This window comes from Streptomyces sp. NPDC006691, assembly GCF_042869955.1.
GTDB lineage: Bacteria > Actinomycetota > Actinomycetes > Streptomycetales > Streptomycetaceae > Streptomyces.
In genome coordinates this window covers 11,890-27,935 of the sequence record NZ_JBIAGW010000027.1, presented here as the reverse complement: position 1 = coordinate 27,935, position 16,046 = coordinate 11,890, and the positions used below count along the sequence as shown (strand labels likewise).

At 72.2% G+C, this 16,046-nt stretch carries 1 pseudogene; it reads left to right on the top strand.

Annotation, left to right across the window (positions count from 1 at the left end):
* Positions 1 to 306 precede the first annotated feature (306 nt).
* Positions 307 to 15,852, top strand: a pseudogene (locus ACFYNP_RS34915) (type I polyketide synthase); the annotation flags it as partial.
* Positions 15,853 to 16,046 lie beyond the last annotated feature (194 nt).

The following is a 16,046-nucleotide window of genomic DNA, read 5'->3' as shown; positions in this document are numbered from 1 at the left end:
CTCCGCCCGCGGCACCGGCCCCATAGGGGCTGGTTAGGGGTAGGGGGACGGGGAACGCGCTGTTAGCCTGCCACGGTATTGTGGGCGAATTTATCTGAAGTGCGGCCAGGAATTCTGCGGTGTTCTGAAGCGCGGCCGGTGAATTTACCCGAAGTACAGTCAGGGAATTTCTGATAGCCATCACGGCCGGTGCTACGGAGTGGAACAATGAGCGACTTCGAGGAATTCGCAGACGAATCTCCCGCGGCGGTTCACCCGGAGCTCCACCCGGAGACTCCAGCGGAGTTCCGGCCGCCCCGGGAGGATCTGCGCGACACCCTCGAAGGCCGCCCGCGCGCGGAACAGGAACGGCGGCTTCGCGCCATTGTCGCGGGTGAGGTCGCCGCGGTCCTCGGCGGCGGCGGCGCCGACGGCGAGCGACCGGCCGGCGATCTGTCCCGCCCCTTCCTGGATCTGGGACTCGACTCCCTGACCGCCGTGGAGCTGCACCGCCGCCTCCAGCGGGCCACCGGCCTCAAGCTGCCTGTCACCACCGTCTTCGACCACCCCAGCGCCGATGCGCTCGCCCGCCATCTGCGGGCCGAACTCTTCGACACCGCCGACGCCGCGTACGTTCCCGCGGCGGCCCGCCGCGTCCACGACGAGCCCATCGCCATCGTCGCCATGAGCTGCCGGCTGCCCGGCGGCGTCGAAACCCCCGAAGCGCTCTGGCAGTTGGTGGCCGACGGCGTCGACGCCATCTCCGACTTCCCGGCCGACCGCGGCTGGGACCTCTCCGCCCTGTACGACACCGACCCCGACCGGCCCGGCACCAGCTATGTCCGCGAGGGCGGATTCCTGCACGACGCGGGCGAGTTCGACGCGGACTTCTTCGGCCTCTCGCCCCGCGAGGCCCTCGCCACGGACCCGCAGCAGCGCCTCCTCCTGGAGACCTCCTGGGAGGCCCTGGAACGCGCGGGCATCGACCCCGCCACGCTGCGCGACTCCGGCACCGGCGTCTTCGTCGGCGCCGAGACCCAGGAGTACGGTCCCCGCCTCAGCGACGCGGCCGACGGCTTGGAGGGCTACCTCGTCACCGGCACCGCCGCCAGCGTCGCCTCCGGACGCATCGCCTACACCCTGGGCCTCCAGGGCCCGGCCATGACGGTCGACACGGCCTGCTCGTCCTCCCTCGTCGCCCTGCACCTGGCCGTTCAGGCGCTGCGGCAGGGCGAGTGCGCCCTCGCGATCGCGGGCGGCGCCGTGGTCATGGCGTCCCCCGGCTCCTTCCTCGCCTTCAGCCGCCAGCGCGGCCTGGCCGCCGACGGCCGCTGCAAGCCCTTCGCGCAGGCCGCGGACGGCACGGCGTGGGGCGAGGGCGTCGGCATGCTCGTCCTGGAGCGGCTTTCCGACGCGCGCCGCAACGACCACCGCGTGCTCGCGGTCGTGCGAGGCTCCGCCGTCAATCAGGACGGCGCGAGTAACGGTCTGACCGCCCCGAACGGCCCCTCCCAGCAGCGCGTCATCCGTGCCGCCCTCGCCGACGCGGGCCTTTCGCCCGCCGATGTCGACGCCGTCGAGGCGCACGGTACGGGCACCACGCTCGGCGACCCCATCGAGGCCCAGGCCCTCATCGCCACGTACGGCAAGGACCGGCCCGAGGGCCAGGAGCCACTGTGGCTCGGCTCGTTGAAGTCCAACGTCGGCCACACGCAGGCCGCCGCGGGCGTCGTCGGCGTCATCAAAATGGTGCAGGCGATCCACCAGGGACTGCTGCCGAAGACCCTGCACGTGGACGAGCCCAGCTCGCACGTGGACTGGTCGGAGGGCCCCGTCGAACTGCTGACCGAGGCGCGGGCCTGGCCCGAGCGGGCCGACGGCGCGCCGCGGCGCGCGGGCGTGTCGTCGTTCGGGATGAGCGGTACGAACGCGCATGTCGTCGTCGAGCAGCCGCCTGCCGAGGAGCCGGTGTCCGCCGCCGACTCGGAGGGCGAGTCCTCCGGAAGCGCCGCATCGGCGGTCGTGGCGGGCCTCGTCCCCGTGGCCCTGTCGGCGAAGACTCCGCAGGCGCTGCGGGCGCAGGCCGGGCGGCTCCGTGAACACCTGCTCGCGAACGACGAGTTGGGCGTGGAGGATGTGGCCTGGTCGCTGGCGGTGGCACGGTCGCGGTTCGAGCACCGGGGTGTCGTCGTCGGGCGGGGCCGGGAGGAACTCCTCGCCGGGCTCGGGGCGTTGGCGGCGGCCGACGCCACGGCGGGGCAGGTGGTGTCGTCCGGTGGGCCGGCCGCGCAGGTGGTGTCCGGGCGCGCGCTGGGCAGCACCGGCAGCGGCGGCGTCCGTCCCGTCTTCGTGTTCCCGGGGCAGGGGTCGCAGTGGGCGGGCATGGCTCGTGAACTGCTCGACTCCAGCCCGGTGTTCGAGGAGCGCATGCGGGAGTGCGGGGACGCGCTCGGCCCGTTCGTGGAGTGGGACCTGTTCGACGAGCTGAGCGGCGACAACTTCGACCGCGTGGACGTCGTCCAGCCGGTCCTCTTCGCCGTGATGGTGTCGCTTGCCGCCGTGTGGCGTGCGGCCGGTGTCGAACCCGCGGCCGTGGTCGGCCACAGCCAGGGCGAGATCGCCGCCGCCTGCGTCGCGGGCGCGCTGTCCCTGGAGGACGCCGCCTGGGTGGTGGCGCTGCGCAGCCAGGCCATCCTCGAACTGTCCGGGCGCGGCGGCATGGTCTCCGTACCCCTGCCCGAGCAGCAGGTGCGCACCATCCTGGACCAGTGGGGCGACGACCTCTCCGTGGCCGCCGTCAACGGCCCCGCGCACGTCGTCGTCTCCGGCGCCTCGCAGGCCCTGGAGGAACTCGTCGCGCAGTGCGTGGCCCGCGACATCCGCGCCCGCACCATTCCCGTCGACTACGCCTCGCACTCCGCGCACGTCGAAGCCATCGAGGAGCACCTGGCGCGAGTCCTCGCCCCCGTCGCGCCCCGCTCGCCCGACGTGCCGCTGTACTCCACCCTCACCGGCGACTGGCTGGCCGACGACACCCTCATGGACGCGGACTACTGGTACCGCAACTTGCGCCGGACCGTCCTCTTCGAGCACGCAACGCGCGGCCTCCTCGCCGAAGGCCACGACCTGTTCATCGAGATGAGCCCGCACCCGGTCCTGACCGTCCCGGTCCAGGCCACCATCGACGACGCCGAAAGCCCCGCCTCCACCCTCGGCTCCCTCCGCCGCGACGAGGGCGGCGCCCGGCGCCTGCTCACCTCCCTCGCCGAGGCGCACGTCCGGGGCGCGGAGCCGGACTGGTCCGCCCTCTTCCCGGGCGAGCGGACGGTCGTGGACCTGCCCACGTACCCCTTCCAGCGCCGCCACTTCTGGCTGACCGAGGAGAGGACGTCCAGTGGTGGCGGCACCCCGGCTGCCGCGGACGCCGCCGAGACCCGCTTCTGGGACGCCGTGGAACGCGAGGACGTCGACGAACTGACCTCCACCCTCGGCGAAACCTTCGACGGTGCAGCACAGGGCGCGCTCAGTGAGGTGCTGCCCGGCCTCTCCGCGTGGCGGCGGCAGCGGCGTGAGCGCGCCGTCATCGACAGCTGGCGCCACCGCGTCGCCTGGCAGCCGCTGCCGGGCAGCCGCCTGACGTCGGCGGGACTGTCCGGGCGGTGGCTGATCGTGGTGCCCGACAGCGCGGGAGATCACCCGTGGGCCACGGGGGTCGTCGACGCGCTGGGCGCCTCGGGCGCCGAGCCGGTGCGGTTGAGCGTGGGCGCGGGACCGGTGACGCGTGCGGCGCTGGCGGAGCGGTTGCGGGAGGTGGCCGGCGACGCGGGGATTGCTGGTGACGCGTCCGCCGACGTTCCGTTCGCCGGTATCGTCTCGCTGCTCGGGCTCGACGAAACCCCCCTCGACGACCACTCCGCCGTGCCCGCCGGGCTCGCGGCCACCGTCGCGCTGGTGCAGGCGCTCGGCGACACCGGGTCCGAAGCCCGCCTGTGGGCCCTGACCCAGGGCGCCGTGTCGACCGGCCGCAGCGACCGCCTCGACCACCCCGCCCAGGCCCACCTGTGGGGCTTCGGCCGGACCGTCGCCCTCGAACACCCCGACCGCTGGGGCGGACTCGTCGACGTACCCCTCTCCTACGACACCCGCGCGGGCGCCCGCCTCACCGGCATCCTCGCTGCGGCCGGTACCAGCGCCGAGGACCAGCTCGCGGTGCGCGGCTCCGGAGTCTTCGTACGCCGCCTCCTCAGGGGAGAGGCGAGGGGCGCCGACCTCACCCGGCACACCCGATGGACGCCGAGGGGCACGATCCTGGTCACCGGCGGGACGGGCGCGCTCGGCGGCCACGTCGCGCGCTATCTGGCCCGCGAGGGCGCCGCGCACCTCGTCCTCATGAGCCGCCGCGGCCTCGACGCCCCCGGAGCGACCGAGCTGCGCGCAGAACTGGAGGGGCACGGCGCACGGGTGACCGTCGCGGCGTGCGACGTCGCGGACCGCGAGGCGCTGGCCCGCGTCCTGGACCGGATACCCGCCGACGCACCCCTCACTGCCGTCGTCCACACCGCCGGAGTCCTGGACGACGGCATCGTCGACGGCCTCACTCCCGCACGCTTCGACGATGTGCTGCGCCCCAAGTCTCCGGCCGCCGCCGTCCTGCACGAACTCACCCGCGACCTGGACCTGGACGCCTTCGTCCTGTACTCGTCGGCGTCCGGCGCCCTCGGCAGCGCCGGCCAGGCGAACTACGCCGCCGCCAACGCCTACCTCGACGCCCTCGCCGAACAGCGCCGCGCCGACGGACTGCCCGCGACCTCCATCGCCTGGGGCACCTGGGACGGCGCCGGTCTCGCCGACACCGCCGTACGCTCCGACCGGGCACGGCGCGACGGCATGCCGCCGATGCCGCCCGAGCCCGCGGTCGCCGCCCTGCGGGACGCCGTCGAACGCGGCGACGCCAACGTCGTCATCGCCGCCGTCGACTGGGACACGTTCCTGCCGGGCTTCGTCGCCGCCCGCCCCAACCCGCTGTTCGACGCCATCCCCGAAGTGCGGCGGCTGACCGCCGACCCGGCGGACGGCGGCACCGCGGACCCCTCCGGCGCCGCCGGCGTCACCGGCCCGGACTGGATACGACGGCTCGTCCCGCTCCCCGCCGCGGAACGCGACGCCGCCCTCGTCACCTTCGTACGCGCCCAGGCCGCCGCCGTCCTCGGCCACTCCGCGCCCGACGCCATCGACCCCGCCCGCGCGTTCCGCGAGCTGGGCTTCGACTCGCTCACCGCCGTGGAACTCCGCAACCGCGTCCAGGCCGCCAGCGGCCTGCGCCTGCCCGCCTCACTGGTCTTCGACTACCCCAACTCGACCGTCCTCGCCGCCTACTTGGGCGACGAGGCCTTCGGTGCCGCGCAGACGACCCCAAGCGCCCCCAGGGCTGCCGCCGACACCCCTCCGGACGACGGCGACCCGATCGCGATCGTGGCGATGAGCTGCCGCTTCCCCGGCGACGTACGCTCCCCGGAGGACTTGTGGCGCCTGGTCGCCGACGGCCGCGACGCCATGGGCGAGTTCCCCGCCGACCGCGGCTGGGACCTCGCCGAGCTGTACGACCCGGACCCCGACCGCACGGGCCGTACCTACGTCCGCGAAGGCGGATTCCTGCGCGACGCGGGCGAGTTCGACGCCGACTTCTTCGGCATCTCGCCGCGCGAGGCCCTGGCCATGGACCCGCAGCAGCGCCACCTCCTGGAAACCTCCTGGGAACTCTTCGAGCGTGCGGGAATCGACCCGACGACCCTGGGCGGCACCCGCACCGGCGTCTTCGTCGGCTCCAACGGCGACGACTACATCTCCCGCAATTCCACCGTCCCCCAGGACATCGAAGGCCACGTCCTCACCGGCAACGCCGTCAGCGTCATGTCCGGCCGCCTCTCGTACGCCTTCGGTCTCGAAGGCCCGGCGGTGACCGTCGACACGGCCTGCTCCGCATCCCTGGTCGCCCTGCACCTGGCGGCGCAGGCGCTGCGCCAGGGCGAGTGCGACATGGCCCTTGCGGGCGGTGTCACGGTCATGGCGTCACCGGACACGTTCGTGCAGTTCAGCCGCCAGCGCGGCCTGGCCGTCGACGGCCGCTGCAAGGCGTTCGCGGAGGCGGCGGACGGGACGGGCTGGGGCGAGGGCGTCGGTCTGCTCCTCCTTGAGCGGTTGTCGGATGCGCGGCGCAATGCGCACGAGGTTCTGGCGGTCGTACGGGGTTCCGCGGTAAACCAGGACGGCGCGAGCAACGGGCTCACGGCCCCGAACGGGCCGTCCCAACAGCGGGTGATCCGGGCCGCGTTGGCGAACGCGGGTCTGGCGGCGGGTGACGTGGATGCCGTCGAGGCGCACGGTACGGGCACCACGCTCGGCGACCCGATCGAGGCGCAGGCCCTGCTCGCCACGTATGGCCAGGACCGTCCTGAGGACGGCCGGCCGCTGTGGCTCGGGTCCATCAAGTCCAACATCGGTCACACGCAGGCGGCGGCCGGTGTCGCGGGTGTCATCAAGATGGTGATGGCGATGCGCCACGGCGTCCTGCCGCAGACCTTGCACGTGGACCGGCCGAGTTCGCATGTGGACTGGTCGGCGGGGGGTGTTGAGCTGCTGGCCGAGGCTCGGGAGTGGGCCGAGCGGGAGGGTGGCGTGCCGCGTCGTGCGGGTGTGTCGTCGTTCGGCGTGAGTGGGACGAATGCGCATGTGATCGTGGAGCAGTCGTCGGTGGCGGAACCTTCTGAGTCCGCTGAAACGGACCTTCTGTCCAGTGCGATGCCGTGGTTGGTGTCGGGCCGGAGCGCGGAGGCGCTGCGGGCGCAGGCCGGGCGGTTGCGTACGTACGTGTCTGAGCGCGATGAGCTCGCGCCAGTCGACGTAGGTTGGTCGTTGCTGTCTGGCCGGGCTGTGCATGAGCACCGTGCTGTGGTCTTGGGTCGGGAGCGGGTGGAGTTCCTGTCCGGGCTTGAGGCCGTCGCCTGCGGTGGTTCGGGTGTGGTGTCGGGGTCGGTGGTTGAGGGTCGTCTCGGGGTTCTGTTCACGGGTCAGGGCAGTCAGCGGCTTGGTATGGGCCGTGAGTTGTACGAGGTGTTCCCGGTGTTCGCGGATGCGCTGGACGAGGTGTGCGCCCACTTGGACGGGCACCTGGAGCGGCCGCTGAAGGATGTGGTGTTCGGTGGGGATGCCGGGTTGTTGGAGCAGACGGGGTATGCGCAGCCCGCGTTGTTCGCGGTGGAGGTGGCTCTGTATCGCCTGGCTGAGTCGTTCGGGTTGCGGCCGGCGCTTGTCGGTGGTCATTCGATCGGTGAGTTGACGGCTGCGTACATAGCCGGGTTGTGGTCGTTGGAGGATGCGGCCCAACTGGTGGCTGCGCGCGGCCGGTTGATGCAGTCGCTGCCTGAGGGTGGCGCGATGCTGGCCGTGCAGGCGGCGGAGGCCGACGTGCTGCCGCTGCTGGAGGGCATGGCAGACCGGGCCGGTGTGGCGGCCGTGAACGGACCCGCCCAGGTGGTGCTCTCTGGTGAGCGGGAGGCTCTGGAGGGCCTGGAACAGATGTTCCGGGGCGAAGGACGCAAGGTGCGGTGGCTGAAGGTGTCCCATGCCTTCCACTCGCCGTTGATGGACCCGGTGCTCGACGGCTTCCGCAAGGTCGCGGAGGCGCTGACGTATCAGGAACCGAAGCTGCCGGTCGTCTCTAACCTGACCGGGCAGCTCGCCGCTGCCGACGAGTTGAAGGACCCCGAGTACTGGGTCCGGCATATCCGGGAGGCCGTGCGCTTCCACGACGGTCTGACCACTCTTACCGCCCAAGGTGTGTCGACCCTGTTGGAGCTGGGCCCGGATTCCGTCTTGACGGCGATGGCGCACGACACCGTTACCGACCCGGCTGCGCAGGCGGGCCTGATCGCCGCGCTGCGCAAGGACCGGCCGGAAGCGGACGCCTTCCTGACCGCTCTTGCCAAGGCGTACGTGCGCGGGATCGAGGTCGACTGGGCGCCGCTGTACGCCCCGGTCGAGTCCCGACGCCGCGTGGACCTGCCCACGTACGCCTTCCAACGCGACCACTACTGGCTGGAGTTGGCGGCGACCTCCGCAGACTCCCCCGCCCGTGCGGACGGCGTCGGTGTCGACGAGGTGGAGGCCCGCTTCTGGGAGGCCGTGGAGCGGGAGGACCTGGAGTCCTTGAGCGCCGAGTTGGGCGCGGAGGGTGATGTCAGGGGTGGTGCGCTGGAGGAGGTCCTGCCGGTCCTTTCGTCCTGGCGACGGCAGCGGCGTAAGACGTCCACGGTCGGGCGGTGGATGTACCGCGAGTCCTGGAAGCCGCTGGCGGGCCTCGCGTCGGCAACCTTCGACGGCACGTGGTGGGTGGTCGCCCCGGCCGACGAGGGCGCGCATCCGTGGGTGGCCGCCGCGGCCGCCGGGCTGGAGGAACGCGGTGCGCGGGTGGTCCGGATCGCGGTGGGTCGTGACGAGGCCCGGCGCGAGGTGTTGGCCGGGAAGCTGCGTGACCTCCTCGTCGAGCAGGTCGAGTCGGGCGTCGGTCACCCCCAGGGAGTGCTCTCGCTGCTGGCCCTCGACGACTCCGAAGGTTCGGCCGACCCGACCGTCGCTGCGGGCCTTGAGGGAGTACTCGTACTCCTCCAGGCCTTGGGCGATGCGGATGTGGCGGCACCGATGTGGGCCGCCACGTGCGGCGCGGTGACCACGGGCCGCTCGGACCGCCTGGCGGCGCCCGTGCAGGCGGCAGTGTGGGGCATGGGAAGGGTGGCGGCCCTGGAACAGCCCCAGCGGTGGGGCGGGCTCGTCGACCTGCCTGCGCACCCCGACGAGCGGGCGGGGCTGCGGCTGGCGGACGCCCTGGGCGGGCCGTCCGGCGAGGATCAGATGGCGGTGCGCGGATCCGGGGTGTTCGTACGCCGGTTGGTGCGTGCGCCCCTGGCTGACATGGCGACGGGGGAGCGGCGGCCAGGGCTGTCCTCGGGGCGCTCCCCGGAGTGGTCGTCGCGGGGCACGGTACTGGTCACCGGTGGTACCGGTGCGCTCGGCGGGCACGTCGCGCGCTGGCTGGCAGGTGTGGGCGCCGAGCACCTCGTACTGACGAGCCGTCGCGGTCCCAACGCCCCCGGGGCAGCCGAACTCCGTTCGGAATTGGAGCAGATGGGCGTACGCGTCACTGTCGCGGCATGCGACGTGGCGGACCGGGAGGCCCTGGCCCGAGTTCTGGACGCGATTCCTGAGGACGTGCCGCTGACCGGGGTGTTCCACACGGCCGGTGTGCTGGACGACGGCATTCTCGACGGCCTGACCGCCGAACGGTTCGCCACGGTCTTCCGTCCCAAGGCCCAAGCGGCCCTGAACCTGCACGAGTTGACGCGTGACAGCGACCACCTGACGGCCTTCGTGCTCTTCTCGTCCGTCGCGGGCTCCCTGGGCATCGGCGGCCAGGGCAACTACGCCGCCGCGAACGCCTTCCTCGACGCCTTCGCCGAGCACCGCAGGTCACTCGGCCTGCCCGCCCTGTCGCTTGCCTGGGGACCGTGGGCCGGCGGCGGCATGGCGGTCGACGGCGGGGTGGTGGAGCAGCGGGTGCGCGACAGCGGCATGCCCCCGATGGCACCGGACCTGGCCGTCGCCGCGATGGGCGCGCTCCTCGCGGCCGCGGCCGCGGACTCGGTGGCGGAGTCCGCCGCGATCACCCTCGCCGACGTCGAGTGGGACCAGTATGCGCCGACCTACGCCATGGCACGCCCCTGCCACCTCTTCGACCAGCTCACCGGCCCGCCAGTATCGACGGAGGTGTCGACCACCGGCCCGGATCGTCGATCGGGGCGGGGAGCGACCCCGTCCTCCCTGGTGGATCAACTCGCGACGCTGCCGGCCGCGGAACGCGAGCGCGCGCTCCTCGACCTCGTGCGCGAGCGCGTGGCCACGGTACTCGGCTACCCCGCGACCAAGACCGTGGACGCCACCCGACCTTTCAAGGACCTCGGCTTCGACTCGCTGACCGCGGTCGAACTGCGCAACCTCATCGGCGCCGCCAGCGGACTCCACCTCCCCGCGACCCTCGTCTTCGACCACCCGACACCGGCGGCCCTCGCCGGATTCCTGCGCGGTGAACTCCTCGAAGGCCCAATCCCGCAGGGCGCCTCGGACGCCGAAGCCCCGGCCGCGCCGGTGGACGGCGACCCGATCGCGATCGTGGCGATGAGCTGCCGCTTCCCCGGCGACGTACGCTCCCCGGAGGACCTGTGGCGGCTGCTCCACGACGGCAAGGACGCCATCGGCGACATGCCGGACGACCGCGGCTGGAACGTGGACGCGCTCTACCACCCGGATCCCGACCACGCCGGGACGAGCTACGTCCGCGAGGGCGGATTCCTGCGCGACATGGCCGAGTTCGACGCGGACTTCTTCGGGATCTCGCCGCGCGAGGCCCTCGCCATGGACCCGCAGCAGCGCCTCCTCCTGGAGACCGCGTGGGAAGCCTTCGAGCGTGCGGGCATCGACCCCGCCACTCTGCGCGGCAGCCGTACCGGCGTCTTCTCCGGCACCAACGGCCAGGACTACGAAGGCATCCTGCGCACCGCCCCCGACCGAGGCGAGGGCTACCTCGGCACCGGCAACGCGGCGAGCGTCGTCTCCGGCCGACTGTCGTACGTGTTCGGCCTGGAGGGCCCGGCGGTGACGGTCGACACGGCGTGCTCGTCGTCCCTCGTGGCTCTCCATCTGGCCGCGCAGGCGCTGCGCCAGGGCGAGTGCGACATGGCCCTTGCGGGCGGTGTCACGGTGATGTCCACGCCCGACACGTTCGTGGAGTTCAGCCGCCAGCGCGGCCTTGCCGTCGACGGCCGCTGCAAGGCGTTCGCGGAGGCGGCGGACGGGACGGGTTGGGGCGAGGGCGTCGGTCTGCTCCTCCTTGAGCGGTTGTCGGATGCCCGCCGCAACGGGCACGAGGTTCTGGCGGTTGTACGGGGTTCCGCGGTGAACCAGGACGGCGCGAGCAACGGGCTCACGGCCCCGAACGGGCCGTCCCAACAGCGGGTGATCCGGGCCGCGTTGGCGAATGCGGGTCTGGCGGCGGGTGACGTGGATGCCGTCGAGGCGCACGGCACGGGCACCACCCTCGGCGACCCGATCGAGGCGCAGGCCCTGCTCGCCACGTACGGACAGGAGCGGCCGGCCGGCCCGTCCGGCGACCGCGAGCCGCTGTGGCTTGGGTCCATCAAGTCCAACATTGGTCACACGCAGGCGGCCGCCGGTGTTGCGGGTGTCATCAAGATGGTGATGGCGATGCGCCATGGCGTGCTGCCTCGCACGCTGCACGTTGACCGGCCGAGTTCTCATGTGGACTGGTCGGCGGGGGGTGTTGAGCTGCTGGCCGAGGCACGCGAATGGTCCGAACGCGAGGAGGGCATGCCGCGTCGCGCTGGTGTGTCGTCGTTCGGTGTCAGCGGCACGAATGCCCACGTAATCGTGGAGCAGGTGCCGGCGGCGGAAGCAACTGAGTCTGCTGCGACGAGAGCTCTACCCACCGCTACACCGTGGTTGGTGTCGGGCCGGAGCGCGGAGGCGTTGCGGGCACAGGCCGACCGCCTGCGCGAGCACGTGATCGGACGCGCCGAGCTCAAGCCCGTTGACGTGGGTTGGTCGCTGCTGTCTGGCCGGGCCGTGCATGAGCACCGTGCCGTGGTCTTCGGCCGGGAGCGGGAGGAGTTCCTGTCCGGGTTGGAGGCGTTGGCTTCCGGGAGTGGTTCGGGTGTGGTCTCGGGGTCGGTTGCCGAGGGCCGTCTCGGTGTGGTCTTCACCGGTCAGGGCAGTCAGCGGCTTGGTATGGGCCGTGAGTTGTACGAGGTGTTCCCTGTGCTCGCGGATGCGCTGGACGAGGTGTGCGCCCACTTGGACGGGCACCTCGACCAGCCTCTGAAGGACGTGATGTTCGGTGGGGATGCCGGGCTTTTGGAGCAGACGGGGTATGCGCAGCCCGCGTTGTTCGCCGTCGAGGTGGCTCTGTATCGCCTTGCCGAGTGGTTTGGGGTGCGGCCGGCGCTTGTCGGTGGTCATTCGATCGGTGAGTTGACGGCTGCGTATGTGGCCGGGCTGTGGTCGTTGGAGGATGCGGCCCAACTGGTGGCTGCGCGGGGGCGGTTGATGCAGTCGCTGCCTGAGGGTGGTGCGATGCTGGCGGTGCAGGCGGCGGAGGCCGATGTGCTGCCGCTGCTGGAGGGCATGGAAGACCGGGCCGGTGTGGCGGCTGTCAACGGCCCCTCGCAGGTGGTCTTGTCCGGTGACCGCGTGGTTCTGGAGGGCCTGGAGGAGATCCTTCGTGGGCAGGGCCGTAAGGTGCGGTGGCTGAAGGTCTCGCACGCCTTCCACTCGCCGCTGATGGACCCGGTGCTCGACGAGTTCCGGCGTGTGGCGGAGGGCCTGACGTATCGGAACCCGGCGCTGTCGGTCGTGTCGAACCTGACCGGGCAGCTCGCCACTGCCGACGAGTTGAAGGACCCCGATTACTGGGTCCGCCACATCCGTGAGGCGGTCCGCTTCCACGACGGTCTGACCGCCCTCACCGCGCAGGGCGTGTCGACGCTCCTTGAGCTCGGCCCTGACTCCGTCCTGACGGCGATGGCGCACGACACCGTCACCGATCCGGGCGCGCAGGCGGGCCTGGTGGCCGCCGTACGCAAGGATCGCCCGGAGCTGGACACCTTCCTGGCCGCCCTTGCCCAGCTCCACGTGCGCGGGATCGAGGTCGACTGGGCGCCGCTGTACGCCCCGGTCGAGTCCCGCCGCCGCGTGGACCTGCCCACGTACGCCTTCCAAGGGCGGCGCTATTGGCCGCGTGCGGGCGCCGGTGCCGTGGGTGATGTGTCGGCGACCGGGCTTGTGCCGACCGGGCACCCGCTGCTCGGGGCGGCGGTACCACTGATGGACACGGGCGGCCACCTGCTGACCGGTCGCCTGTCGGTGGCCACGCATCCGTGGCTGGCCGATCACGCGGTGGCGGGGCGGGTGCTGCTTCCGGGTACGGCGTTCGTGGAACTCGCTGTACGCGCCGGTGACGAGGTCGGGTGCGGGGTCCTTGAGGAGCTGACGCTGGCCGCGCCCCTCGTGCTGCCCGAGCGTGGCGCCGTACAGCTCCAGGTCAGTGTCGGAGCGGCGGACGAGAACGGGCGATCCGCAGTGAGTGTGCACTCCCGGGAGGAGGGCGATCCCGAGGAACCGTGGATCCGCCACGCCGCCGGATTCCTGTCCTCCGCGCCGGATGAAGCCGATGAGGAGGAGCCCGAAGGCGGCCTGGCCCAGTGGCCGCCGACGGATGCCGAGCCCATCGATGACGCGGACTCCCTCTACGACCGTCTCGCCGAGACGGGATACGGTTACGGACCGGTCTTCCAGGGCCTGCGTGCGGCCTGGCGGCGCGGCGACGAGGTCTTCGCCGAAGTCGCCCTGCCGGAGGAAGAGGCAGCAGACGCCGCGGCCTTCACCCTGCACCCGGCGCTGCTGGACGCCGCGCTGCACTCCACCCTGCTCCTGCCCCGGCGGCAGGACGGCGACGACGAACGCCAGGGCCTGGGGCTGCCCTTCGCCTGGAGCGGAGTCCGGCTGCGCCGGGCAGGCGCCGCGACCGTCCGCGTACGGCTCAGCAGTGCGGGAGCGGACACCGTGACCCTGACCTTGGCGGACGAGACCGGCCAGGTGGTCGCCACCGTCGACTCGCTCGTGTCGCGCCCGGTCTCCGACGACCGACTCGGTGGTGGGACGTTCCGTGACTCGATGTTCCACGTCGAGTGGAAGCGGCAGCCCGCCGCTCCCGCCGAGCCGGTGCCGCTGGCGGTGCTCGGCGGCGGCGGGCTGGTGCCAGGGGCGCGGTCGTTCGCGGATTTGGCGGCGTTGGGCGCGGCTTTCGAAGCGGGGGAGGAGCTTCCGACGACGGTGGTGTGGCCGGTGGACCGGCCGTCGCCAGTGGACAGGCCGTCGGCCGCAGATTCCCAAGGGCTCGTACGTCCCCTCGTACGTCCCCTCGTAAGGCCGGAAGATGTCTCCGCGTTCCTTGCCGAGGCGCTGGGCGTGGTGCAGGCATGGCTGGCCGACGAGCGGTTCGAGGGCGCGCGGCTCGTGGTCGTGACGCGGGGCGCTGCCCACACCGAGGGCACAGGCGCGGACCTCGACCCCGCGGGCGCGGCACTGTGGGGCCTTGTGCGCTCCGCCCAGGTGGAGAATCCGGGACGTTTCGTCCTCGTGGACGCGCAGATGGCTCCAGGCGCCGACTTGGGTACGGGCGCGAACCCGATCGATGCCCCGGCGCTCGCCGCCGCCTTGGCCGCGGGCGAGCCCGAAGTGGTCGTGCGGGAGGGCGCGGTATGGGTCCCCCGACTGACGCGACCGACGGCCAGGGTGTCCGCCACACCGGCCGGCGAAACCGCGGCCTCCCCGTACGGCGAGGGCACCGTCCTTGTCACCGGCGCCTTCGGCGGCCTCGGGCGCGTGGTGGCGCGGCATCTCGCCGAACACCACCGCGTACGGGACCTCCTCCTGGTCTCCCGCAGGGGCAACGCCGCCGCGGGCGCGGACGAACTGCGCGCGGAACTGGAAGCGGCGGGTACCAAGGTCACCGTGGCCGCGTGCGACGTCGCTGACCGTGACGCGCTGGCCGCGCTCCTGGACGAGGCCGGCGGCGAACTGTCAGCGGTGGTGCACGTGGCGGGAGTCCTGGACGACGGCATCGTCACGTCCCTGACGCCCGAGCGCCTGGACACGGTCCTGCGTCCGAAGGCGGACGCGGCACTCCACCTGCACGAGCTGACGGCCGGCCTCGACCTGTCCGCCTTCGTGCTGTTCTCCTCCGCCGCCGGGGTGCTCGGCAGCCCGGGGCAGGCCAACTACGCGGCCGCCAACAGCCTCCTGGACGCCCTGGCCGGCATCCGCCGCGCTCAGGGCCTCCCGGCGACCTCCCTGGCCTGGGGACTCTGGGCGCAGGACAGCGACATGACTGGCAAGCTGGACGGTACGGACCTTGGCCGCATGGCGCGGGGCGGTGTGGCGGCACTGTCCACGGACGAGGGCCTCGCCCTCCTGGACATCGCGGTGACCGACCAGAACCTGACCGCGCCCGAAGCGCCGGCGACCCTCGTCCCGCTCCGCCTGGACGCCGTCGCCCTGCGGGCCGCGGCGGGCCCCGACGGCGTACAGCCCGTCTTCTCGGAACTGGTCCGCACCCCGGCCCGCCGCGTCGACAGGGCGCAAGCACGCTCCGGAAACCCGGCGGCGGCCAACGGCGCGGACCCCGCTACCCCTGCCCTCGTCAAGAAATTGGCGGGACTTTCGGGAGCGGACCGCGAGCGTGCACTGCTCGATGCAGTGCGCGGAAATGTGGCGACGGTGCTCGGCCATTCCGGGCCGGAGGCGGTCGGCGCCACCCGGGGATTCCTGGAATTGGGCGTCGATTCGCTTACCGCGGTGGAACTCCGAAATCGGCTCAACTCCCTCTTCGGGCTGCGTCTTCCCGCTACCCTCGTCTTCGACTATCCGTCGCCCACGGCGCTCGCCTCCTATCTGGACGAGAGCCTGCCGCAAGCCGGCGGCGCGGCGGCGGAGAGTTCCGTGGGGGCACGCCCCGGAGGCGTGGTAGCCGAACTCGCGGGCCTGGAAGCGGCACTGGCCGCGGGGCCGCCGTCCGACAACGAACGTGCTGCCGTGCGCGGCAGGCTGCGGGCGCTGCTCGGCAGGCTGGACGCCGCGGAGCCTGGCGGAGCTGACGGACTGGCCGCCGAAGCCGTCGCGGACAAGCTGGAAGAAGCCGACGACGATGACATGTTCGACTTCATCGACAACGAACTCGGCGTCTCCTGAAGCAATCCCACGGAACTGCCGCCCGACACCGCCACGGCAATCCGCGGGCAGTTCGTAGAAATTCATAAAGGGTCCGTAGGGGGAGGGTAGGGGTTGTTGCTCCTGCCCTCCCGCCGATGTGATGGTGTCGGCCCTCTGCGTTGAAGGAGTCGCACCGAAATGGCGAACGAGCAGAAACTCCGCGAGTACCTCAA